Genomic DNA, 23462 nt, shown 5'->3' on the forward strand with positions numbered 1-23462 from the left:
TTAATTGGAAGGATGGTAGTATGAACCCATTTCCAAATTTATTTCATTCTATTAATATTGGAAATAAAAAAGTCAAAAACCGCATCGTATCCAGCGCTCATGGAGACGGATTGAGCGATGGTCTCATTCATGAATCTTTAATACGGTACTATGAAAGAAAAGCAATGGGTGGTGCTGGTCTCATTATTGCATTTGGATCTGCAACCGTATATTCAAAAGCAAGTAATCCATTATACGTCAGTTTATGGGATGATAGAAACAATGAATATTTAAAGGAGTTTTCTCAAAGAATCCATACACATGGAGCAGTTCTACTAGCACAAGCAACTCATCAAGGCAGTAGGCTTATCAGTTCCAAACTTACTGGTGACCCTCTACAGGCTCCTTCAGCTATCCCGGATTGGCTAAATCGCGAAACCCCTGTGGCTTTAACAAAAGAGGAAATCTCCCATATCATACAAGCTTATGTTGATGCTGCCGTCAAATTGGAAGAGAGCGGATTTGATGGCATGGAGGTGACAGCCTATGGCAGTCATCTTATTGAACAATTTTGGAGTCCTGTTTTAAATCAGCGCATGGATGAATATGGTGGAGATATCGACGGACGTATGAGATTTTCAATAGAAGTAGTAAAGAATATTCACAAGGCGGTTTCCGAAGATTTTATAATCAGTTTTAGAATGTCAGGTGATCCTATGACAGACGTCTTAGGATTGAATCAAGATGACATGCTTGAAATTGCCAAACGTTTGGATGCCATCGATTGTATCGACCTATTTAATATTAGCGGCGGAACCGGTGCAATATTGGGCGCTCAGGACAAGACGATTCCACCTGACTCCTATTCAGTAAGGTGCTTCAATCATTTAGCAAGACGAATGAAGCCTCATCTTTCTGTACCTGTTCTCGCAGCCGGTAGGATGGTTAAACCTATACACGCAGAACAATCACTGCAAGAAGGCGATTGTGATCTTGTCGCAATGACAAGGGCTATGATTGCCGATCCAAATATGCCTAGTCTCGCTTATGAAGGAAAGGAAAAACAAATTCGACCATGTATTGGTACGAATCAAGGATGTATTGGAAGAACGGCTGCAGGATTACCGCTAGGATGTACAGTAAATGCCGGCGTTGCTAACGATGCTCTTCATGATTATGCAGACTCAACTAATTTTCAGCGAATTGTCGTGATTGGAGGAGGCCCAGCAGGTATGGAAGCTTCTCGGGTTTTGGCAGAAAGGGGCCATGAGGTTATTCTTTTTGAGGCAGAGTCAAAACTAGGAGGACAAGTAGCTTATAGTGTATTACAGCCTGATCGTGGTCATATAGGTTTGCATACCGATTGGTTAATTAACGAACTAGAACGCTTAAATGTAAAGGTTCATTGTAATGTAGAAGCAACGATTGATACTATTGTGGAAAAGGAACCAGATTGTGTCGTGATGGCTACCGGGGCCCAAGCAGTCATTCCTCCCCAAGCATCTGATATAGCTTCTATGTCCATTACGGATGTGGAAGCCTTGACGAGGGACTCATCTTTCTTTGCTGAGAAAAAAGTATTTGTATACGACCCTAGAGGCATGCGTGGAAGTTATGCTTCTTATTTTATCAAGAAAAAAGGAGCAAGTGGTGTTGAACTTGCAACACTTGGGGAAACTGTTTTAGATGACGTTGACAAGACAAATAAACCAAACTTATACAAGAGATTAATGCAATATGATATTCGATGCACACCAAATCAATCTTTAGTAAACTTGAAAAATGGGTCTGTAAGCCTCCAAGATATTTGGTCAAATGCTTCTCGTAATTTATCAGAATTTGATCTCTATGTTTTCGCAGGATTCACAAGATCAAGAATTGAACTGACAGATTCCTTTTCATCACAAATTCCAGTTTATCAGATTGGCGATTGTGTAGCTCCACGCTCCATGTATGAAGCTATTGAAGAAGGAACAAGGATAGGTAATGAAATCGGTGTAAGGGAATTTTCACAAGAGACAATTAAAAGATAAGAGTAGACTTATGAACGAGCCATGTTAGAATTCAATTATGTCCAAAAAGCTCGTACAATATTTTGCGATTCTAAGAGAAAGCCCTGTCTTATTATTCCCAAGGAGAAGGGGAAGAAAATCCGTCACGGTCAAATAATCCCCACCTATAAACAAACCGGGCATAGCACTTTCACGCTACGCCCGGTCTGTTCTTATAGAATTGGTGAAAGTAAACGCGAAGTATTTTCTTTAAGTTTAATCCATAAGGACCGTTTATGATAACGTTCTAGTGTTAATTCAGCGCTTAACTTACAATCTTCCTCAAATATATTGTATAATTCTGTGGAAACAGCTTCATCATAAGTAATCGCATTTACTTCAAAATTTAAACGGAAGCTCCGGGAATCAATATTCATCGTTCCAACAGAAGCAATTTTCTGATCGACTACAATGGTCTTTGCGTGCAGAAAGCCATTCTCATAAAGCAATATTTTTGCCCCATATTCTAACAGGTCTCCGACATATGCCCATGTTGCCCAGTAAACAAACGGATGATCCGGCTTGCAAGGGATAATGATCCGAATATCTACTCCTGATAATAGTGCCATTTTACAAGCATCCATAAAGCTAGTATCTGGTATAAAGTATGGCGTTTGAATACAGACGCTCTCCTTAGCAGAGAGAATCATCTTAATATACATATTTTTTAAATGTTCTGTCTCCGAGTTTGGACCACTGGATACCACTTGCACAGGGCTTTTTCCATGATGCTTTTCTAAATGGAAACAAAAATCTTTATAATCATCATGCTTTTTGTCTTTTCCAGCCTGATGCCAGTCCATGATAAATCTTACTTGAATGTCATTAACTGCATTTCCATATATTTTTAAATGCGTATCGCGCCAGTAACCGAATTTTTTATCTTCGCCAAGATATTCATCACCGACATTGAAGCCGCCAATATAGGAGAAACCCCCATCAATAATGACCATCTTTCTGTGATTTCGGTTATTGATTCGGAAATTAATCAGTTTTAAGAAAGATGGGAAGAAAACACGAACTTCCCCGCCGGCTTGCTTTAAATCATCAAAGAATCGGAAAGGCAACTTTTTCGATCCAACTTCATCATATAGAATACGGACCTTTACGCCTTCTTTCGCTTTTGTTATTAATGCATCTCTTAATCTTTTTCCTAGATGGTCAGGTTGAATAATATAATATTGCACATTAATCTCTTGTTTCGCAGCTTTGATGTCACTCAGCAGTGCATCAAACTTTTTATGGCCATCGTTAAATATGGAAATCTCATTATCCTCTGATAATCTGCCGTGAGAGGAACGTAAATTCATGGTGATGATGTCATTGTATTGCTTTAACCAAGGTACATCTTCTCGTTTTTCTTCTTCTATCAGCTTTAATTGTGTGTCTACTTCCTCTTTAAGCAGTTTTTGTTCTTCTGCTGTTAAGCCATAAAAATTATTTTGTTTTAAACTGCGGCCTAAGAAGATATAAATTAAAAACCCAACGATAGGTAGGAAAAATAAGACCAGTAGCCATGCCCAAGTATAACCGACATCTCTTTTTTCGAAAAATAGCACACCTAGTGCCAGTAATAGATTAATAAAAATGACGATAGAAGCAACCATAGTAATAATATTACCTATTTCCATTTCCAATATAATCACCTTCTTTAAATTTGAACGATTTCTTTATCCAAATTTATTAGATTCATCTATATTAGACTATATGGCATATAAAGTTAAGTCAATGGTTGCTGTGAAAATGAAGGCATCCACCAAGTCTTTATGTGGCACTTATGCAATGGAAATTCACTATTATCTTTTTCATTTACGTAAGAAAACAAGCGAGTTTCCCTGTATAAGTCAATCAAAACTATATCCGAGGAGACTCACTTTTCCCATTCTTTAGCTTCCATAAAATTTAATTAGAATACGATTCCAATGCATTGGTAAGTAAGTTCCAAAATTTATCTTTATGCAGCTTGTGAGCAAATTTTACATTCGGTGCTTTGCCTGTGACCCCCAAATGATCTATCGCAGTCATCCCATATGTGTATTCACCTTTTGTTTCAATATCCACATGGACCTGATTAAAATCGAAAAGGCTGGGGTCCATTAAATATGCAACAGTACAGGCGTCATGTATAGGTCCTCCTTCAAAACCGAATACACCCTTATACGCCTTAGAAAAGAACGTTAATAGTTCAACAACAAAATTAGCTACAGTATTATCAATTTTGGATAAGTCTTTAATAATATCTTCTGTTGCTAAAGCTTGATGGGTGACATCCAAACCGAACATGGTTATAGGCACGTCACTTTCAAATACAACTTTTGCTGCTTCTGCATCTACGTAAATATTAAACTCAGCTGCTGGAGTCCAGTTACCAAATGATCCTCCTCCCATTAACACAATTTCTTTTATCTTGGGAATAATTTTGGGTTCCTTCATCATGGCTAAAGCAATATTGGTAAGAGGACCCGTGGGTACCAATGTAATAGGCTTATCCGATTTTAAAACTTTGTCTATAATCAAATCTACAGCATGCCCCTCGCTAGCTTTCGTTGAAGGATTTTTAGGCAGTAATGGGCCTTCCAAACCTGTTTCTCCATGAATTTCTTCTGCGATCTCTCTTTTCTTAAATAATGGTCGATCCGCTCCCTGCACGATAGGGACTTCTTCTAAACCAACAATATCAGAGACCTTCAACGCATTTAACGTATTTTTTTCAACTTCTACATTACCAGCTACAGTTGTTATAGCCTCTATGTTTAGTTTACTTATTTTTGAAGCGGCTAATATTATTGCAATTGCATCATCATGACCTGGATCACAATCCATGATTACATTCACATTTTCCTCCATCCATACCCCTCCCATATATATTCATTTAAGCTATTAGTAGAGGCCTTCCCGCCCCTGGTTCAGGATGCTTTCCACATGCAAGCCCTCGGAACTTGTGGTGAGACCTACATGCTAATGTTTATCAATTATTGGATTTGCTGCAACATTCATTTAGTACTTCATGGCCATCGTCGCATAATACTCAATGGCTTTGAAGTACTGCTTTATTTCAACATACTCATTTGGTTGATGTGCTAACCTTTCATCACTAGGGCCATATATAACAATTGGTACATTTAATGCAGGTCCATATACAGAAGCATCTGTATAATAATTTGCTCCTTTTTCTTCCTTAGGCATGCCATATAAGTCATGATTTACATCCAGTGCTAACTGGACAAAATGGTTATTTTCTTCATTTGCTAAGGCTGGGAGATCATTCATGACATTTAACTCTACTTTACATTCTTTTATTTCCTTTTCCATTTCCTCCAACAAACGATGAAAGTCATTGATAATAGCTTCATGAATTACTTCAGGTGTAGTGCGTATATCAACCGTTACTGTACATTGATCCGGAACAACGTTTGTCCCAGTACCACCTGAGATTGTACCTATATTGAGTGTCGGTTTTCCCAATAAATGATGTTCTTTGACAGAAGTGAAATCATATCTTTTCAGTCGATGAAGTAGTTCATTCATGTGAACAATCGCATTGCTGCCTTGCTCCGGCATAGATCCGTGTGCTGTTTTTCCGAAGACCTTTAGTTCAATCCAAAGCGCACCTTTATGTGCGTTAAACACTTTTCTATTACTTGGTTCTGCAATCATGATAGCACCAGCATTATTGATATCTCCATCCTTTATAAGTGCTTTAGCTCCTATGCAGTCCACTTCTTCTCCTGCTGTACCGGCAAAAATAATATCCCTTCTCGGTTGATTGCCTGAGCTTTTTATCATGATCATAGCTTCGATAAGGGCTGCTACTCCACTTTTCATGTCACAAGCTCCTCGCCCATACAACTTTCCATCCACAACTTCCCCCGAAAAAGGGTCATAATCCCAAGGGTTTGCTCCAATGGGGACCGTATCTAAATGTCCACTAAAAACGAAAGGTTTCTGACTAGCGTCTTTCCCTTTTACACGCACTAGAATATTCGCTCTACCGTTGGCAAACTTTTTAACTTTAGTTTGTAAGCCTGCCTCTTTGGTATGGGCAGCTATTGCCTCCGCCACTTCCAGTTCATTACCAGGAGGATTGACGCTATTAATTCGAATTAAGCGTTGCAGAAAATCTACAGCCTTTTCTTTTTGTATCTTCATCATTAACCACCTTTGAACGGAATACATCGTAAAGGGTTTCCGTCTACCTTCAAGATTTACAATACCATTCTGCTACCCGCTCTTTTCCATTTATACAAAGAAAATCTCTCACCTCATCTATCGTTGGCATTCCTCCTTGGGCTCCCATTTTCTTAACAGATAAAGCTGCCGCGGCATTTGCAAACTTACAAGCTGCGTGTACATCCTTTTTTTTGCTAATCGCATACCCAAATGCCCCATTAAACGTATCCCCGGCACCAGTTGTATCTAAAACCGTAACTGGCAAGCTCGGGATTCTTTTTATACTACTTCCGTCAAAATAAGCAATACCATCTTTTCCTCCTGTTACAATTAGTTTATTAGGATATTGCTCTAACGTCATCTCTCCTATTGCTGATAGATGTGTAAGCTCCGACTGATTTGGTGTCATGTAGTCCGCATAGTCCAATAGTAGTGGAGAAAGTTCTTGAGCCGGCGCAGGATCTAAGATAAACGTTGTATTATGCTTATGACATAGCCTGGCCGTTTCTTCTACAGATTCAATAGGGATTTCCAGTTGTGCAAGTACGACATCACTCTTAGCAATCTGCTCCTCGAACTTTTGTACATAGCCAGGAGTTACGTATTCATTTGCCCCTTGTACAACAATAATACTATTATCTTGCTCCGCTAACGTAATAACAGCAACACCAGAAGAAACATCTGTAACCGATTCCACACTGTTTAAAACAATATTCTCTTTTTCTAAAAAACGCATTAAATTGGAACCAAGTTCATCTTCACCAACCCTTCCAATCATGTTAACTTCAGCTCCCAGACGTGACAAAGCGACAGCCTGATTGGCACCTTTTCCACCTGGAACCGTTTGAAAGTCCTTCCCTAAAATTGTTTCACCAGCGGAAGGTCGTTTATAAGCACTCACAACCAAATCCATATTTATACTTCCAACTACAGAAATTACTGGTTTCATATCCAAAATCTCCCCCATTACTTCCTTGTTGTGCTTCTTTCTATAATCGTTGTTGGCATCTCGTAGAATATTTTTTCCGGCTTATTCCCCTCAATTATTTTTATCAATAATCGAGTAGCCATTGCCCCCATATCATATATAGGCTGTGATACAGTTGTTAATTCTGGATAAATCATTTTCCCAAAAAATGACCCATCGAACCCAATAATCTGTAATTCCTCTGGAACCTTGATTCCTTTTTTTAAGGCTTCTTTTAAAACACCCACTGCAATAACATCGTTACTACAAAAAATGCCATCTACATCTGTGTGGGCTCTCAAAAATTCCCTCGCTTTTTTTTCTGCTCCTTCTAATTGAAAGCTTGATTCTTCTATAATATAATCCGCATTTTTTTTATTTACCTCATCGATAAAACCCCGATAACGATCTTCAGCAGGAGCAACACCTCTTGGACCTCGAATATGGGCAATATTTTCTACCCCTTTTTGCAACAATAAATCTGTAGCTTTTCTAGCTCCAGTATAATTATTTGAAACCACAGCGGGCAAAGTTGTATTACCGATTCTGTCTAAAGCGACGACTGGAATATTCAAATCGGTATAAATTTCTGACTCATAGGAATGCGCTGTCATAATAATGCCATCTACATATTGTTGTTTAAATAAATCGATGTATTTCTTTTCTTTTTCAGGTTCTTGATCCGAATTACACAGTACAACCTTGAATCCATATATCATCGCCACATCTTCCACTGCTCTTGCTAATTCTGGAAAAAAGGGATTCGTAATGTCTGGAACAATAAGGCCTATCATATTGGATGTTTTATTGTAAAGCGATCTTGCTACTGAATTTGGTTTATAATTTAGTTTTTCTATGACACTCTTCACATTGGTTAAAGCCTCTTGACTAACATAACCGTTATTGTTAAGAACCCTGGAGACAGTTGCTACCGATACTCCGGCTTCTTTTGCTACTTGTTTTATCGTAACCACCCAAACACCCACCTAGAAATATAATAAAATGAAACCTTGTGTAATAACTTGAATGTTAAAAGATAAGGCAAGTCATTCATTTGTATATGCTTACTTTTGAATCTTCTTCATCATATCATATTACTATGTACATGTAACGGGATGTATCGATATCTCGTTCGCATAGATACGTAGTTTTTTCTTTCATGTTAACTTAAATAAATATACCTGCAATAGCACCATTTAATAATGTTGCCAAGCTTCCTGCCATCATCGCCCGTAAACCAATCCGGGAGACATCTTTCCTGCGATCAGGGGCAAGTCCACCCAATGTTCCAATCTGTATAGCAATGGATCCAAAGTTACCATACCCTGCTATAGCGAAACTAAGAATCATTCCAGTTTTAGCGGATAGCTCATTGTACATTTCTCCTAATCCAGCAAATGCAACAAATTCATTCACAACTATTTTTTGCCCGATAAATTGTGCTGCTGTAACTGCTTCATCCCATGGCACCCCAATAAGAAAGGCAATGGGAGAAAGAACAACTCCTAATATCGATTCCATTGTTAAATTTTCCATTCCAAATAGATCACCTATTAAACCAAATCCTCCATTAATCATAGCTATTAACGAAACAAAAGCTAATAACATACCCGTAATTTCTAAAACCAATTTTACGCCAGTCGAAGCACCACTAGCAGCCGCATCAATGATATTCGATGGTTTCTCGTCTTCATCATCACCTAGAATACTCATTTCTTCCACGTTTCCATTGCGAATATCTTCCATCTGTTTTTTGGTATGTGGAATCATTATTTTAGCCATAATCAACCCGGCAGGCGCTCCCATAAAACTTGCAGCTAACAAGTATTCAAGCGGGATGCCTAACAATGAATACCCAACAAGCACAGCCCCGGAAGTAGACGCCATTCCACCAACCATAACGGCAAACAATTCCGATTCATTCATTTTTTTAATAAACGGTTTTACTAACAAAGGGGCTTCGGTGTGGCCGACAAAAATATTACCCGCAGCTGAAATTGACTCTGGCTTCGTTGTGTGTAACAGCTTGGATAAAGCACCCCCCAGAATATTAACCACCCATTGCATAATTCCTAAATAATATAAGATGGAAATCAATGAAGAGAAGAAAATGATGACTGTTAATACTTCCAGAACAAAAATCGTATCGCCACTCTCCGCAACTAAGGGATCAAATAGAAAAGCAATTCCTTCATTTGTAAACCCAATAATACTTTGGACAGCCATTGATAGCTTCTCTAACAAATATCGACCAACCGTTGATTTCAGTACTAGAAAAGCAAATATGAATTGAATGACTAGCCCCAGTAAAATCGTTCGTTTGTTGATATTCTTCCTATCTTTACTTAATATAACACCAATGCCAAGAATCGTTATGACACCAAGGATCCCCCACAATATATTCATTCTATCTTCTCCTCTTTGTGTTTTTAAAAACAAGCTCCGCCATGATTCAATATTCGAGCAGCTGATATAATACCAATGAAGTACTGCCATATGAACTTATACACTCATCTCGCGCCTTTTGGTTATGCTTCATCGCATCATGGTATATCCATAACACGATGAAGCAAGATATGAACCTTGGGGCGGCACTACGTTTTACTAGTCCGCAGAAGGCATACAACATGCACCCTTTCCCTCATCCAGATGTTCTTCCACCGAAGAGGAAAAGACTTATTTGCTAAATAATTCTTTGGGATTGTCGATTAATAAACGATAGACTTCATCTGCGTGAATACCTTTTTGGTTTAATCGAGGAATGAAGTTCTCTAAAATATGAGAATAGCCATAACCCCCATATTTTTTTAGAAACATCTTTAAAAATATATCTTGCGACAATAGTAACTGTTTTTCTAGGCCTTTATCTAAAAGTCTCGCTATAGCATTGGCGTTATCTTCATCAGAAGGGGACTGGCCCTCCGGAAACATAACCTCAATGCCAATCATGTCATATTCTAAATAACAACCACGCTTTGCAAGGGACAGTTGATAATCCATATCGTCCATACTTGGGTTCATATGATCTAAGATTGTTTGCTCCAGATTTCCCCCTTCATTTTCTACAATGTCTAAAATCCGATGGCAGTACCTCTCCCAACCCGGCGTATGAATCGTTAACACTTTTCCGGATTCCTTTTGAGCACGAGCCGCTCCCTGTAATACCTTCACCTCTAGATCGGTCATACTTGGACTGATACCTATTTCACCAATAATTCCAGCTTTGATTCCCGTGTTATCGACGCCTTCTGTTAAATCACGGATAATACTTTCCTTAATCTCATCAATAGACATCGATGCAACATATGCTGGAATGGTGTCATGTAAATAGAATCCAGATCCCATAATAATATTCAGGTTGGATCTTCTGGACACTTCAAACAAAGCCTTCGGATCTCTTCCTATTCCAATAGGTGATACATCTACAATGGTGTTTCCGCCTTGGTTATAAAAATGAGCTACCTCTTCACTCGCAACATCTTTATCTGTCATTAACGTATTATCATAATTACCATAGGGATTTAAACGCAGTTTTCCAAGAATATCTAATTGTACTTTTGTTTGAGCAAAGTCCTTTTCAGGACCTACCGGATCTTTCCATAACCTGGATCTATCTGTAAATAAATGTTCATGCATTAACGTAACGCCTAATTGTTCAACAGAGATTGGTCCCTGTACCGTCTCTACAGCCATTTATAAAACGCCCCTCTCATCAATCATCATTTTTTAAGTTTTTATGAAATAGTGTGTACGAAGCCATTAGATAGATCTCCGATAAATCTATTGAATGTCAGCCTATTTTCAAAATCGGTGGTGTTAACGATCATTTCCAATATATTTCATGATATTTACCCACAATTCTTGGTAATGTTCCCAATCCAAAAATCCTTGTGGTCCCCAGTGCGGAGAACAATCGCTTGCAAAACAAGCCGTTTTTCCCTTTTTATATTGACCTACAACTAAAAATGGATCATCGTCTACGTTTACTAACACTTCCGCATCAGGCTTTTCCTGAAATTGATTGTATCCTAGGAAAGATGGCCATTCATCGATATTTTCAATAATTTGGTGCTTCACACCTGTATTATGAGGTCGTACTCCCTGTGGTTTTTCTACTCGATCATCTTGATCTTTTATAACTACAGGAAGAACTTCTGCTAACTCCGTATTGTTGTAATTTGCTTTTCCTTCTATTCCACTAAACGATAAATAGCCTCCAATCATAAGCAATCCGCCGCCATTTGCAACAAATTCCCTTATTAAGGAAAGCGCATTCGGAAACGATTCCAAATCATAAAATGTTGCATTTTGAAGTAAAAATGTATTACTTCCGATATCACTTATCACAATAGCATCGTACTTTTCTAATTGGCTGAGATCTCTCGGGAAACGCACCTGCACCTCATGCGCAGGCATATAGTCTACGTCTACACCGCCTTTACGTAAACAGTCCAATAGATAGGTAGCACCTTCCTCATACTTCGTACTTGTAAAACTATCAAACCCCTTTGCATGTATCATGTGAATTGTCCATGATTCTCCAATAAAAAGAATTTTCAAGAATTCCAGCTCCCTTCTCGTATTTAAATCAAACATAAACAAAAGGTAAAACGATGATTCCGTTATCATACTAGCTTTCCTTGTAGCGGATAGGAGACATTGCTTTGCATCGCCACCTTCTGTGTAACCGATTACATATAGTACATAATTCTCGATTCATTATTTATATTAGTCTATGAACCACCCTATTTCTTATCATTTTTACCATACAAATGAACTTCACTTCATCGTTCCTTTTCCTTATATGTAAAGGGTTACACATATACAATAATATATACCAAGAAATATGTCAACACAAAATTGGGACATGGGGACAGGTCCTTTGTCCCAGTTTTTAGATTTTACGAATCTTGTCAATTGAAGCTAGGTCGAGCTGTAACACTCCTTCTAATTTGAAAATATGAATCGTCATGCTGGTAGAACAATTAGAAGATGTTTCCTACGTGAAATATCTATTGACTTTAAAATTTCTATCGTTTATATTTTTAAATAATATACTTGCTTTTATTAACAGAATTTGGCAAATATAAGACTTTAAGAAAGTAGGGTTGATCATGGAATGGCACAGCTATTATATCATTCCCATTATTTATTTAATCCTAATGGTTATTGTTGGTATTGTTGTATCCAAAAAACAGGATACACGATCTGATTTTTATGTAGCTGGTAATAAAATGAATTCGGGATTATTATTTAGTACGATTTTTTCAACAGTAGTCGGTGCTAATACATATATGGGATTTAGCGGGATGGTCTATGACGATGGGTTTTCCATGACATGGATGCTTGTTGCGGCTGGTTCTTCCTATTTTGTATTATTCTATATCTCGGGTAAAATTAGGCGGATAGCACAGGATTATGAAGTTTTTACGTTACCGGATATCATGACGCTAAGGTATTCTAATTTTGCTGCGGTTCTAACCACAATATTTTCCCTCGTTGCATTAGTGGGGGTGCGGGTGGCAGTATTCTTGGTATTGGTGTTATTTTAAATTCGATATTGGGTGTTGATACCACCGTTGCTATTCTAATCACTTCCGTTGTTACAATCGTTTATACAACCTTTGGCGGATTAATGGGAGTTGCACTTACGGACTGGATACAATCTATTATTATGGTATTGGGACTGGTATTGGTCATTATCTTTGGCCTGCAGGCACTATCACCGGATGCCTCTTGGTTATCTGCTACTGTAAATGGCGCGGATTCCATGAATAGGGTACTTGGTGATGGATTTATGAGCGTAACAGAAAGTGCTACATTTTTAATGGTACTTGCTTGGGTAATTACATTTTTACCTCTAAATACAATCAGCCAAACTCAGATTCAACGTGTTTATTCGGCTAAGAGCGTTTCCGCTATTCAACGAACAAGTTTATTAATGATTTGGTTTGTCGCATTATTTATGGCATTTGGTTTAGCACTGGTAGGTGGCATTGGGAAAGCGTTAATACCGGATATGGCAAATGCTGAAACCGTATTTCCAATGTTAGCTATGGAAGTGATTCATCCATGGGTTGGAATGGTTATCGTTACAGGAATACTAGGCGCCTGCATGTCTACGGTAGACTCGAATCTACTGGGAGCAGGCATTCACGTAACACGAGACATTTATGAAAAAAATATCACTCGTAAAGGCAACGAAATCAATGAGAAACAAACATTAAGAGTTACACGGTGGACGCTCGTTATTATTGGTGCACTGTCAACGGTTGCAGCCATTTTCACACCATCCATCATGGATTTACTATTGATGACCCAAAAGATATTTGCAGGAGCCACTTTTATACCAATTATGCTCGGGTTGCTTTGGCGTAAAGCAAATACGAATGGCGCTATTTCCGGGATGTTGCTTGGAGGCGGAGCAACTATTATTTGTCAAATAATAGGTACCACCGTGGACCCTGTTATTGTGGGTATTATTTTCTCACTTTTTGGTACTGTTTTTGGAAGTCTGATCAAGCAGGAAAACAATGAAAAAGGGGAACTCTTCCAAGTCCAAACAATTACGAATAAGGACATTACTTTTTTAAGTGTTATTCTTGTGGGCTATGTAACTTTCTTGACTGGCATGAATTTTATAAATGTCTGGCCTATATTAATTATGCTTACATTACTAGGGTTAATTATCGGAGTTGTTTTACTCATTGCATATATGTTACCAAAACGAAAGCGTACAAAAGGATAGGAGATGTTAAATAATGTATGCCACTCTAAATGATACAAAGTTGTATTTTGATGTGGATGGTGCCGAAGAAGATGTTCAAAATGGTGAGATTCATCATAAACCGGTTGTATTTGTCATTCACGGGGGGCCAGGTGGATCGCATTTTAGTTTTAAGCCGCACTTGGATCGACTGACAGAACATGCTCAGTTAGTTTACATTGACCAAAGAGGATGTGGCTATTCGGAAGAAAATAATCCGGAAACATATACATTAGAAAATAATGTAGCGGATATAGAAGCGTTACGCCAATATCTAGGACTGTCGAAAATATGGATTTTAGGGCATTCTTATGGTGGAATGGTTGCGATGAGTTATGCGGTAAAATATCAACAACACTTACATGGACTTTTGCTAGCTGCAACGTCTCCATCATATCGCTTTTTAGACAAAGCTAAGAAATATATTGAAGCAAATGGGAACGAGGAACAGAAGTATTATGCCACTAAATTGTGGCAAGGAAATTTTCAGTCGGAAGAGGAATTGCAGGCTTATTATGATGTGATGGAGCCCCTTTATTCTGTAGCTTCTCAGAGCGCTTCAGCTACTGGATCAAAGGTGAAAACCAAACGCTCTTACCAAGCACTGAACCAAGGTTTTGGTGGATTTTTACGAAGTTTTGATGTTATAGAAAAGCTTCCAAATGTTCATGTACCAACATTAATAATTGCAGCTGAATCGGATTGGATAACACCAACAAGTGAAAACAGGGTTATTCACGAGAACATGCCACAAAGTGCATTTCACTTGTTAAAGAACAGTAGTCATAGCGTATTTGTTGACCAACGGGATGAATGCCTGACTTTAATAGGTGATTTTCTGGATGACCATAGATGAGGATGGAGATACAGCATATTACACTAGCACCAGGGGAGTTCTTATTAATAAGAACTCCCCTGTGGTATTTAAAGAATGATAGATGAAGTTAGACATACATACTTTTGTTCTTCTATTCAAGGAAAATCTTGTTTTTAATCCTCATTAACGTATAACTCTATTTCCTTGGCCACTCTCTTACAGGCTTGTACCCAGAATTTTGAAGAAAATCTTGTTCTGTTTCCTTACTCAGTCCTTGCATATTAATTTGATTTTGAAGTGCAGTTACATGCATCTTTGCAGTGTATTCTAGTGTTTGTAACGCCATTATTGCCTCTTTTAAACTATTATCATAAACGATGACACCATGATTTTCCAGCAATAAAATATTGGCATCTTTTGCTTTTTCCGTCACAGCTTGTGCAAGATCAGTACTGCCTGGGTGATAATAAGGAACTCGTTCAACTCTTTCCAGATAATACATTGCTTCAACAAAATAATTGGATGGAATTTCAAGGTTAGAATTTGCTATTAATGTACTATAAAAAGGTGATGCGTGAAGAACAGCATTCATTTCTGGACGTTCTTCATAAATACCCAGGTGCATTTTGTACTCCTTTGATGGCTTTGACCCTTCCAAAACGTTTGCGCCTTCGCATAAAGAAAAATCATCGATCTCCATATCTCCAAGATAGGTTCCACTTGCTGAAACATAAAATTGATTGGATTTCAAACGTGCACTTATGTTTCCTGCCGTTCCCCATGCCAATTTGTTCTCCATCATAAATATGCCTGTTTGTTGCAATTCTTTAATAAGCCCTAAACGATTCATTACTACTCTCTCCTTATTGAAGTAAATTTACTAAACCAGTGGATATAGATGGTACAAAAACGATTAATGCTAATGTTATCAGGATAGCAATGTAAAAGGGAATTAAACTTATTGCGAGTTTGTCAAGTCTTGTGTTAGCAATATTACCTACTACAAATAAATTTAATCCTAACGGTGGAGTCACCATTCCAATCGCTAAGGTTACGATCATGACAATACCAAAATGTACAGGGTCTACTCCAACTTCCAGTGCAACTGGCGCCAAAATCGGTGCAAGAATAATGATTGCCGCATTGGTTTCCATGAACATTCCTATAATTAGTAATAGCACCACGACAAATACTAAAAATACCAACGAGTTATCTGATATGGAAGTTATTGCTTCTGCAACTTGCTGTGGTATATTTTCAATAGTCAATATCCAGCTGAATAATCCCGCAGTTGCTAGAATAAACATAATTGTTGACGTAGTTACTGTAGCCTGAGTTAATACTTTAGAAATATTTGTCAGGTTGATAGCTTTATAGAATACAATAGCTACTATGAATGCATATACAACAGCAACACTAGCTGCTTCCGTCGCTGTGAATATTCCGCTGTAAATACCGCCTAGGATTATTATTGGCATAATAAGAGCTGGAATGGCTTCTATAAAAGCCTGCCATACTTCTTTTCTTGTTTTCTTCGGTTCCTTTAAGTAGTCTCTCTTTTTCGCAAGAATGATAACAGTGATGATTAATCCCAAACCTATAATAATTCCTGGAACCATTCCTGCAATAAATAAATCTCCAATTGACGTGCCTGCAGCTACTCCATATAAGATCAATGGAATACTTGGAGGTATAATAATTCCCAATGTACCGGAGACTGCTTGTACTCCCCCTGCAAATTCTTTATGGTACCCACGAGATAACATAGCAGGAATTAAAATTGAACCCAGTGCAGCAGTCGCTGCAACACTCGAACCTGATATCGCTGCAAAAAACATAGTAGTGACAACGGTAACAATTGCTAGCCCGCCAGAAACATGGCCAGTTATCGCATTAGCTAAGTTTATCAAACGTTGTGATATTCCACCATATTCCATAATAACGCCGGCTAGCATAAATAATGGTATAGCCATTAATGGAACAGAATCTAATGATACAAATGCCCGTTGAGCCAATACTTGCAGAGGGACATCTCCAGCTACTAATAGAGCTAAACTGGATGAAAGGCCAAGCGCAACTGCTACTGGCACTCCAATTAGAAATAACACTAATAAAGATATAACAAGTGCAGCGATCATTGAACTTCACCCTCCGTTTCAGACATACCTCTCTTTTTCATTTGAATTAACACTGCAAACACATTTAAAATCATCAATAATGAGCCTGCAGGAATTGCTGCATATGCCCATGCCATTGAGAATTGCAGTGTTGGGGTTGCTTGATCAAAAACAATCAATGTTAATTGGAAACCAAAATAAGTCAGCATGGCAAAGAACAGTACACTAATAAATAGTGTAATAATATTCAATCGTTTTTTATTCTTAGGACTTATTATTTCCAACAGGAAGTCAATCGCTATATGCTCATTTGTTCGGACTGCTAATGCAGAGCCGATAAACACAATATATATCATTAAATAACGTGAGATTTCCTCCGTCCAACTTAATGGGTAGTTAATAATAAATCGAGTAACTACTTGCATAAACACAAGTACTACAAGTGCTATGAATAAAATAGATACAAGATATTTCACAACATTGTTTACTCTATCTATAAAATTTAAATATGCGTCCATTCAAATCCCTCCAATTATCTCAAGTTAACAATGGTTTCATACAGATCACGCCCATATTTATCAGCCAAACGTTCATGTACGGGTTGAACAAGCTCTTCGAAAGGTTCTGTGTCTACCTCTATAACTTCTACCCCTGCTTCTTTCATATCCTGCAACGCTTTTTCTTCTTCTTGGAAAACGATCTCATTTTGGTAATTGCGAGCTTCCTGCGCTGCTTCTTCCACAGCTTGTTGCTCAGAACCGTCTAATTTCTCATATGTCAAGTCGCTCATGAGCAACTGTACGTATCCATACACATGGTTTGTCATTATTAAATAATCCTGTACATCTTGAATTTGAGCGTTTGCAGTAAAAGAAATCGGGTTTTCCTGTGCATCAATCACACCTGTCTGAAGGGAGGAATACACTTCGCTAAAGTTCATAGGTGTAGGATTCGACCCCATAGCTGTCCAACTTTCAACAGACGCTTCAATATTCGGAACCCGGATTTTAACTCCTTGCAGATCTGACGGACGTTCTACTAATTTATTTGTTGTTAACTGTCTAGGTCCACGAATCCAGAATTCTAATCCTCGTACTCCTGTTTCATCCAGCATTTCCTGCTGCAAATTTTTTCCGGACTCTCCATAAAGGAAGTCCTCTAAATGCTCTAAGTCCTGGAACATATAAGGTGCCTCCAGGATGGCGTATGGCTGATGGAAATTTGACATTACACCTGCTGCGAGCGCAAAATCAACTGATCCAATTTGCATACCCTCAATAAGGTCACGGTCCGATCCTAAAGTAGAACTTGGATAGATATCTACTTGTACAGATCCATTTGTTTTTTCTTCTACCAACTCAGCAAACCTGATTGCACCTTGATGCCAAGCATGAGACTCGTTTTGAATATGGCCAAGCCTTAAGGTTGTTACATCCTCAGAATTTGCACTTTGTGTGCATCCCGCAAGTACAACAACTGTAATTGCCATTAAAAGGATAGATAGATTTTTAAATGTCTTCACGTATATAACCTCCTAGGCGTTGAATTCAACGAGCACTTTAACAGATTGGTCTTCCTTTTTATCGACAATATGAAACCCTTTTGCGGCTTCTTCACTGGAAAGCCGGTGAGATATGACTTTTTCTACAGGAATATCATTTTTTTCTATAATGGATAATGCTTCTTCAGTATCCGGTCGATTGTATGTCATACAGCCAATGAGTTCTTTTTCATTCTGCTGCAGTTGTTCGATATCTATTTCTTGCTGACCATGGAACATAGCGACAGTAACCGCGCGGCCGCCTTTCTTTAATAAAGATAGTGCTTGATTAACAATGCCTGGAACACCTGCAGTAATAAATACTTTATCAAAACTGCCTCCCATTTCTTTTTTTGCTGTTTCTATCCACTCAGGTTGATCTTTTGTATTTAACGTTTTTGATGCACCTAACTCATAAGCGTATTCCAAAGAATAATTCAGCACATCAGTAATAAGTGTATGATCTACACCTCGAGCTTTTACAGCAGCAAGCGTTAATAAACCAATTGGACCAGCACCAATAACCGCAACTTTGTCCGTTGGTTTTACTTCTCCTTTAAAAGCTGCATGCACCCCAACTGCCAGTGGTTCCACCAGCACTCCACGATCATAACTAACGGAATCAGGCAATTTAATTACCAGTGATTCCGGAGAAACAAAGTATTCGGCCATTGTTCCAAGCCACTCTCCCATACCAGGTGCTAAGCGTTCATCTGAATAATTGATGTTTCCTGTCATTTCTCCATCACTTTCGCCTGTTCCCATTTGTGGTTCGACAGTTACACGGTCTCCAACTTTAATTGAATTTACTTTTTTTCCAATCTCAACCACTTCCCCTGCAACTTCATGTCCGATTACAACTGGTGGTTGCCGGAATGGATGCAGCCCTTTATACGTATGAATATCAGAACCGCAGATTCCAGCAACATCAACTTTGATCAATACTTCCTCCTCTTTGATTTTTGGATTATCTATTTCCTTCACCTTAATTTTTTCCGCTTCTTCTACAAATACTGCCTTCATACTGTTAATCACTCCTAATTATTGAAATAATATTGATTTAGACTCCTGTAAGTGTTTTTTCATCAAAACAACACTTTCTGAGCTGTGGTTTTCCAAAGCATCTAAAATCTCTATATGTTCCTTGTAAAATTTTCTTACTCGCATTGGATCTTTATTAAGATGACGCAACGTTATTCTGCGCAAATGATCCTGATAATTTAGCAAGGTACGAGTTATCTCGTTATTTCCAGCTATTTCACTTATAGAAAGATGAAATTGATGATCCAATGTAGCAAATGCTTTCACATCCAATTTTTCTGACGCAACTTTGGTCTCATCTATATTGTCCTTAAGTTCTGAGAGCTGTTCATCGGTGATCTGTTTGTAAACAGAGTCACAGTTAAACGTTTCCAGCGCAATACGCAAATTATAAATATCGTTGATTCTTTCTACGGATAAATCATTAATAATTATCCCTTGTTTAGAGGAAACTGTAACAAAGTTTTCTGTTTCTAGCCGTACTAGAGCATTTTTTATAGGTGTTTTGCTCATATTCAAGTCGTTAATTAAAGTGCGCTCTGATAAGAAATTCCCTGGCTGGTACTCTTCTTCTAAAATCTTTTCTTTAATTTTTTGATAAGCAATATCTTTTAAAAGCATATCTATTCCTACATCCCTTCTAAACTGCTTTCATTTACCGTTGATCTGCTTTGTAAACATTTTCTAAGAAGTCTGTCCCACCTAATTGACCACTTTTTAAAGCAATTTCAAGATTGTTGAACCGTTTATTATCGGAATATGCCCGACATAGTGGAGCACCAGGAGCAATAGATTGCAATACTTCCAGTCCAAAAATACCCAGTTGTGAGGTGATGAATCCTGAAGTATCTCCCCCTGCGATAACAAGACGCTTTAAGTCTGCTTTTTCCATGATATATTTCGTCCACTTGCCCAGTTGTTCACCAATATGAATTCCAATCTCTTTGCTGATTCCATGTTCAAGAAAAAGGTCCTTTGTAGAATCAATAACAGGATCATCGGCACCTTTTGCTGTATATAGCACTACTTTTTGTTCAGTTTCAAGCAAGTCTAATATATAATTCATATACTTTTCGGGAATTTCTTTATCTGTTAACAGTTCAAATGGTATCTGTTCCATGTGAAAACCAGACTGCTCTGCATGCTCTAATTGACTCTTGGTTACATCTGATACACTGCCGGAAACGACTAGCATTTGTTCTAGGTTTTCAGGTTTTCTTTCTTTTTCTTTATTTTTGCTTATCCCTTCTTGGTTCCATTTGTTTCCTAATGCATATTCAATTCCTGATGAACCGACAATAAAACGGGATGTATTATCTCTACTTTCCCAAACTGTATCACCAAATATTTCCATATGTTTTTCTTCCAGTGCGTCAAATAAAGTGATGTCCGCTTCAGAATCTCTCAACATATTTACTTCATTAGATTCAGAATCCATATCAAGAATTGTATTGGTTTCAATGGTTTGCTGTGTCTGTTTCTGTAAATGAGATGCTAAATTTGCCTCATCCATTGGTGTAACCGGGTGCTTCGACATTACCGGGTGTTCATCAAGCCGGTAAACTGTTCCACGAAAGTTAGCAAAGTGATTACCAAATATGGTATATCGTCCCAATGCAGGAGCTGCGACTAGCAGTGGATAAGTTCCCTTTGTAAAATAATTCCTGGCAATGTCCATCGCATATCCAATACTTCCTACCTCAGGAGAAGAATCAAACGTAGAACATACCTTATAATGCACAAAATAAGGGTTTATTTCTTTAAATTTCTCATAAACAGGATCTATTTCTATTTTCATTTCCGATTTTCCTTTTGCTCGAGCCGTACCAGCCACTCCAATGCATTGAACATCTTCAAAGCGTGCGAGTGTTTTTTCATCGGGGGGCTCCAAAAATAGAATGGTTCGTAAGCCATATTGATCTAAAGCTTCCATGGCATCCGTGGAACCAGTGAAGTCATCCCCATAAAACGCTAACAAAATGCGATCTTTCATCAAAGATATACCTCCTACCCTTTTTATAGATCCAACTTAGATCTAAGTTGGATCTATAAAAATGATTCTAACAATAGCGTTTTCAAAAATCAATAGTAATTTTAGGTAATGCTAGGTGTAATATTGACAAATTACTATATAAAGATCAAAGATGAATATACAGTATGCTTTGCCATTTAACTGAGATGTGTTTTATTTATTTAAAATGGAGGGAAGAGCAAGAAATGGAAACAGGTAGATAGTGTAGGACTACTGTCAAGCTGTTATGGGAGAAATCTGTTTTAGACGCGGAGCGAATAAGAGAGGGTTCTGGCAGCAGTACTTTATCAAATTTAATAGAAAAAGAATGGCATTAAATGTGTAGACGTCATTGGGAATAATAAATCAACTGCTGCCTTCTATTACAAACATTTATTTCAAAATCATTAGAAATAAGCATAAAACGAACAAGGAAGAGATTTTCCGATACTTCATTTGGAATTAGTGGAGAAGTGTTAATAACTGATTTTTCAAAAAATATTTGTTTACCAATTGATAAGCCGCCCCTTTCCAATATTCACCCAAAGCAGCACAATTGACATCATTATCAACCGTAACAGGTAAACCAAACGTTGTTTCCAGCTCTTTTTTGATGTGTAACCCAGTATACCCGGGAAGAGACTCCGTAGCATGGATGACTACGCCCTCTCGATTATCGACCTGACCAGCTGTGCTAACAGCGATTCCGGTCAAATCATAATTATTCTGCAGTTGCTTGGCAATGACTCTTATTTTTCCTATAATGGCCACTCCACCTTCTTTCGATTTTGTGGAAATTTTTGCTTTATAGCAGATGTTACCCTGTCTATTTAATACACCATATTTAATATTAGTTCCACCGATATCAAAAGCTGCAATAGCCACTCGTTTCCCCCATTTCAGATTAAAGTTCGCTAAATAAGAATGTATAGAGTTACCGGATGAAAATGAATAAGAGAATGAACAATAATACAGAACCAAGATGTCCCAATATATAGAACACTTCCAATCTATTCCCGGCAAATAATGCACTAAATTGATCTGAATCATAAACTATTAGCATGGAACAATTAACCAAACACACTTTGAAGTACTTGTTCTTTTTATACTGCATACGCTTCAAAAAATATCACAAAAAATCCCTCTTTAAAACGTTAATAATATAGCTGTTTTATCATCTGATGAACTCCTATTATCTCGTTCACTATGATTCATCTTTTTTACATAGTCTTCCAACCCAAGTTCGTTTATTTTCCAAAAAACGCTGATCAGGTCCCCTTTAGGATCAAACAAGCCGTCTGACATAATTAAAATCTGTTTTAAATCCCTAACATGTAGCATGCCATATTGAATATAATGCTTTGCTTCTTCCATTCCGTTGGCTACTGAATAACCGTTTGGTATATTCGCCATTTTACGCTGATCAGCAATCTTGTTATAATTATTTTGAAAAAATCTTTCATGTTGGATATCGTTACATTTATGTCTACTCATCTCTCTTCTCATTTTGGTACGAAAACTAATGTTTTTCACAGTATTAACAGTTAAAACATTAACATTATCTTTATTATCACGTGCCAAAATCATTGTATCTCCAAGGCTGGCGTAAATTAATTTATCCTCTTTAATTTGCACAGCCGACACACAGGTGCACCATAACTGAGATTTATCATATAAGTCGATATTGTTTAATATCATTTCTTGTTTTAATAATTGATTAGCTTGTAGAATTTCGTAATGAATATATTGTATTTGATTTAGTGATTCAAAATAATTTTTAAATATATTAGCTGCCAAGTAAGCTCCATTATGACCGTATTCATCTTTAAATTTATCAATGGGAGTAGAGCCATCCATAACTCCATATATACCTAAGCTATCATTTATAAAATAGGCATCTTCGCTTTCCTCTTTGTTAAAGCTTTTCTCCATGATAAATTGTATATCTTCAAATGAAGTGTTATTTGAATATGTCATTTTTTCAACCCCCTATCAACTTTAAA

General features: G+C 37.7%; 21 protein-coding genes. 4 read left to right on the top strand and 17 right to left on the bottom strand.

What is annotated here, in order from left to right:
- Nucleotides 1-20: 20 nt before the first annotated feature.
- Nucleotides 21-2012: an oxidoreductase gene (locus KFZ56_RS15680; protein WP_222642931.1), complete on the top strand. Its 1992-nt coding sequence runs from the start codon at nt 21-23 to the stop codon at nt 2010-2012.
- A gap of 191 nt (nt 2013-2203) precedes the next feature.
- On the opposite strand, the gene cls is transcribed toward KFZ56_RS15680, so the two are convergent.
- The 8 genes from cls to KFZ56_RS15720 form a co-directional block, all read right to left on the bottom strand.
- Entirely contained in the window at nt 2204-3661 is a 1458-nt protein-coding gene (cls, locus tag KFZ56_RS15685; RefSeq protein ID WP_222644027.1) for a cardiolipin synthase, read from the bottom strand.
- 271 nt (nt 3662-3932) lie between these two features.
- Nucleotides 3933-4877, bottom strand: a complete 945-nt coding sequence (locus tag KFZ56_RS15690; RefSeq protein ID WP_222642932.1) for a nucleoside hydrolase — start codon at nt 4875-4877, stop codon at nt 3933-3935.
- A gap of 150 nt (nt 4878-5027) precedes the next feature.
- On the bottom strand, nt 5028-6179 hold the full coding sequence (locus KFZ56_RS15695) for a M20 family metallopeptidase (RefSeq protein WP_222642933.1): 1152 nt from the start codon (nt 6177-6179) through the stop codon (nt 5028-5030).
- A 49-nt stretch (nt 6180-6228) separates the two neighbouring features.
- Nucleotides 6229-7149, bottom strand: coding sequence for a ribokinase (gene rbsK / locus KFZ56_RS15700; RefSeq protein WP_222642935.1), 921 nt, complete (start codon nt 7147-7149; stop codon nt 6229-6231).
- Nucleotides 7150-7166: 17 nt separating this feature from the next.
- Nucleotides 7167-8141 carry a LacI family DNA-binding transcriptional regulator gene (locus KFZ56_RS15705; protein ID WP_222642937.1) on the bottom strand — a complete coding sequence of 325 codons (975 nt, stop codon included), beginning with the start codon at nt 8139-8141 and terminating at the stop codon, nt 7167-7169.
- A gap of 193 nt (nt 8142-8334) precedes the next feature.
- Nucleotides 8335-9573, bottom strand: a complete 1239-nt coding sequence (locus KFZ56_RS15710; protein WP_222642939.1) for a NupC/NupG family nucleoside CNT transporter — start codon at nt 9571-9573, stop codon at nt 8335-8337.
- A 270-nt stretch (nt 9574-9843) separates the two neighbouring features.
- On the bottom strand, nt 9844-10860 hold the full coding sequence (locus tag KFZ56_RS15715) for a phosphotriesterase family protein (RefSeq protein ID WP_222642941.1): 1017 nt from the start codon (nt 10858-10860) through the stop codon (nt 9844-9846).
- Nucleotides 10861-10983: 123 nt separating this feature from the next.
- Entirely contained in the window at nt 10984-11727 is a 744-nt protein-coding gene (locus KFZ56_RS15720) for a glutamine amidotransferase (protein ID WP_255585178.1), read from the bottom strand.
- Between the two features lie 554 nt (nt 11728-12281).
- On the opposite strand from KFZ56_RS15720, the gene KFZ56_RS15725 reads away from it, so the two are divergent.
- The 3 genes from KFZ56_RS15725 to KFZ56_RS15735 are packed head-to-tail and all read left to right on the top strand — an operon-like array spanning nt 12282 to nt 14789.
- A complete protein-coding gene (locus KFZ56_RS15725; RefSeq protein WP_222642942.1) occupies nt 12282-12719 on the top strand; it encodes a sodium:solute symporter family transporter in 438 nt (145 codons plus the stop codon).
- Between the two features lie 8 nt (nt 12720-12727).
- Nucleotides 12728-13915 (top strand): sodium:solute symporter family protein, encoded by a 1188-nt coding sequence (locus KFZ56_RS15730; protein WP_222642943.1) that lies wholly within the window; start codon nt 12728-12730, stop codon nt 13913-13915.
- Nucleotides 13916-13928: 13 nt separating this feature from the next.
- Nucleotides 13929-14789 (top strand): alpha/beta fold hydrolase, encoded by an 861-nt coding sequence (locus KFZ56_RS15735; protein WP_222642944.1) that lies wholly within the window; start codon nt 13929-13931, stop codon nt 14787-14789.
- Nucleotides 14790-14946: 157 nt separating this feature from the next.
- Here the strand turns inward: KFZ56_RS15735 and KFZ56_RS15740 are convergent, their stop codons facing one another.
- From KFZ56_RS15740 to KFZ56_RS15780, 9 genes are all read right to left on the bottom strand, one after another.
- Complete coding sequence (locus tag KFZ56_RS15740) at nt 14947-15600, bottom strand: class II aldolase/adducin family protein (RefSeq protein ID WP_222642945.1); 654 nt, start codon at nt 15598-15600, stop codon at nt 14947-14949.
- A gap of 13 nt (nt 15601-15613) precedes the next feature.
- Nucleotides 15614-16888 carry a TRAP transporter large permease gene (locus KFZ56_RS15745; protein ID WP_222642946.1) on the bottom strand — a complete coding sequence of 425 codons (1275 nt, stop codon included), beginning with the start codon at nt 16886-16888 and terminating at the stop codon, nt 15614-15616.
- A complete protein-coding gene (locus tag KFZ56_RS15750; RefSeq protein WP_222642947.1) occupies nt 16885-17385 on the bottom strand; it encodes a TRAP transporter small permease in 501 nt (166 codons plus the stop codon). Before KFZ56_RS15750 ends, KFZ56_RS15745 begins: the two co-directional genes overlap by 4 nt.
- A gap of 14 nt (nt 17386-17399) precedes the next feature.
- Nucleotides 17400-18389: a TRAP transporter substrate-binding protein gene (locus KFZ56_RS15755; RefSeq protein WP_309228313.1), complete on the bottom strand. Its 990-nt coding sequence runs from the start codon at nt 18387-18389 to the stop codon at nt 17400-17402.
- Between the two features lie 12 nt (nt 18390-18401).
- Nucleotides 18402-19430, bottom strand: a complete 1029-nt coding sequence (locus tag KFZ56_RS15760) for a zinc-dependent alcohol dehydrogenase (protein ID WP_222642948.1) — start codon at nt 19428-19430, stop codon at nt 18402-18404.
- Between the two features lie 18 nt (nt 19431-19448).
- Entirely contained in the window at nt 19449-20069 is a 621-nt protein-coding gene (locus KFZ56_RS15765; RefSeq protein WP_222642949.1) for a GntR family transcriptional regulator, read from the bottom strand.
- A 34-nt stretch (nt 20070-20103) separates the two neighbouring features.
- Complete coding sequence (locus KFZ56_RS15770) at nt 20104-21441, bottom strand: four-carbon acid sugar kinase family protein (protein ID WP_222642951.1); 1338 nt, start codon at nt 21439-21441, stop codon at nt 20104-20106.
- A 480-nt stretch (nt 21442-21921) separates the two neighbouring features.
- Nucleotides 21922-22344: an ROK family protein gene (locus KFZ56_RS15775; protein ID WP_222642953.1), complete on the bottom strand. Its 423-nt coding sequence runs from the start codon at nt 22342-22344 to the stop codon at nt 21922-21924.
- A gap of 261 nt (nt 22345-22605) precedes the next feature.
- Nucleotides 22606-23436 carry a PP2C family serine/threonine-protein phosphatase gene (locus KFZ56_RS15780; RefSeq protein WP_222642954.1) on the bottom strand — a complete coding sequence of 277 codons (831 nt, stop codon included), beginning with the start codon at nt 23434-23436 and terminating at the stop codon, nt 22606-22608.
- Between the last annotated feature and the right edge of the window lie 26 nt (nt 23437-23462).

The organism is Virgibacillus sp. NKC19-3 (assembly GCF_019837165.1).
Classification (GTDB): domain Bacteria; phylum Bacillota; class Bacilli; order Bacillales; family Amphibacillaceae; genus Virgibacillus_L; species Virgibacillus_L saliphilus.

Excerpts from the sequence above, each read along its gene's own strand:
- KFZ56_RS15680 (WP_222642931.1), top strand. The coding sequence starts at position 21 with ATGAACCCATTTCCAAATTTATTTCATTCTATTAATATTGGAAATAAA.
- cls (WP_222644027.1), bottom strand. The coding sequence starts at position 3,661 with ATGGAAATAGGTAATATTATTACTATGGTTGCTTCTATCGTCATTTTT.
- KFZ56_RS15690 (WP_222642932.1), bottom strand. The coding sequence starts at position 4,877 with ATGGAGGAAAATGTGAATGTAATCATGGATTGTGATCCAGGTCATGAT.
- KFZ56_RS15695 (WP_222642933.1), bottom strand. The coding sequence starts at position 6,179 with ATGAAGATACAAAAAGAAAAGGCTGTAGATTTTCTGCAACGCTTAATT.
- rbsK (WP_222642935.1), bottom strand. The coding sequence starts at position 7,149 with ATGAAACCAGTAATTTCTGTAGTTGGAAGTATAAATATGGATTTGGTT.
- KFZ56_RS15710 (WP_222642939.1), bottom strand. The coding sequence starts at position 9,573 with ATGAATATATTGTGGGGGATCCTTGGTGTCATAACGATTCTTGGCATT.
- KFZ56_RS15715 (WP_222642941.1), bottom strand. The coding sequence starts at position 10,860 with ATGGCTGTAGAGACGGTACAGGGACCAATCTCTGTTGAACAATTAGGC.
- KFZ56_RS15725 (WP_222642942.1), top strand. The coding sequence starts at position 12,282 with ATGGAATGGCACAGCTATTATATCATTCCCATTATTTATTTAATCCTA.
- KFZ56_RS15735 (WP_222642944.1), top strand. The coding sequence starts at position 13,929 with ATGTATGCCACTCTAAATGATACAAAGTTGTATTTTGATGTGGATGGT.
- KFZ56_RS15740 (WP_222642945.1), bottom strand. The coding sequence starts at position 15,600 with ATGAATCGTTTAGGGCTTATTAAAGAATTGCAACAAACAGGCATATTT.
- KFZ56_RS15745 (WP_222642946.1), bottom strand. The coding sequence starts at position 16,888 with ATGATCGCTGCACTTGTTATATCTTTATTAGTGTTATTTCTAATTGGA.
- KFZ56_RS15750 (WP_222642947.1), bottom strand. The coding sequence starts at position 17,385 with ATGGACGCATATTTAAATTTTATAGATAGAGTAAACAATGTTGTGAAA.
- KFZ56_RS15760 (WP_222642948.1), bottom strand. The coding sequence starts at position 19,430 with ATGAAGGCAGTATTTGTAGAAGAAGCGGAAAAAATTAAGGTGAAGGAA.
- KFZ56_RS15765 (WP_222642949.1), bottom strand. The coding sequence starts at position 20,069 with ATGCTTTTAAAAGATATTGCTTATCAAAAAATTAAAGAAAAGATTTTA.
- KFZ56_RS15770 (WP_222642951.1), bottom strand. The coding sequence starts at position 21,441 with ATGAAAGATCGCATTTTGTTAGCGTTTTATGGGGATGACTTCACTGGT.
- KFZ56_RS15780 (WP_222642954.1), bottom strand. The coding sequence starts at position 23,436 with ATGACATATTCAAATAACACTTCATTTGAAGATATACAATTTATCATG.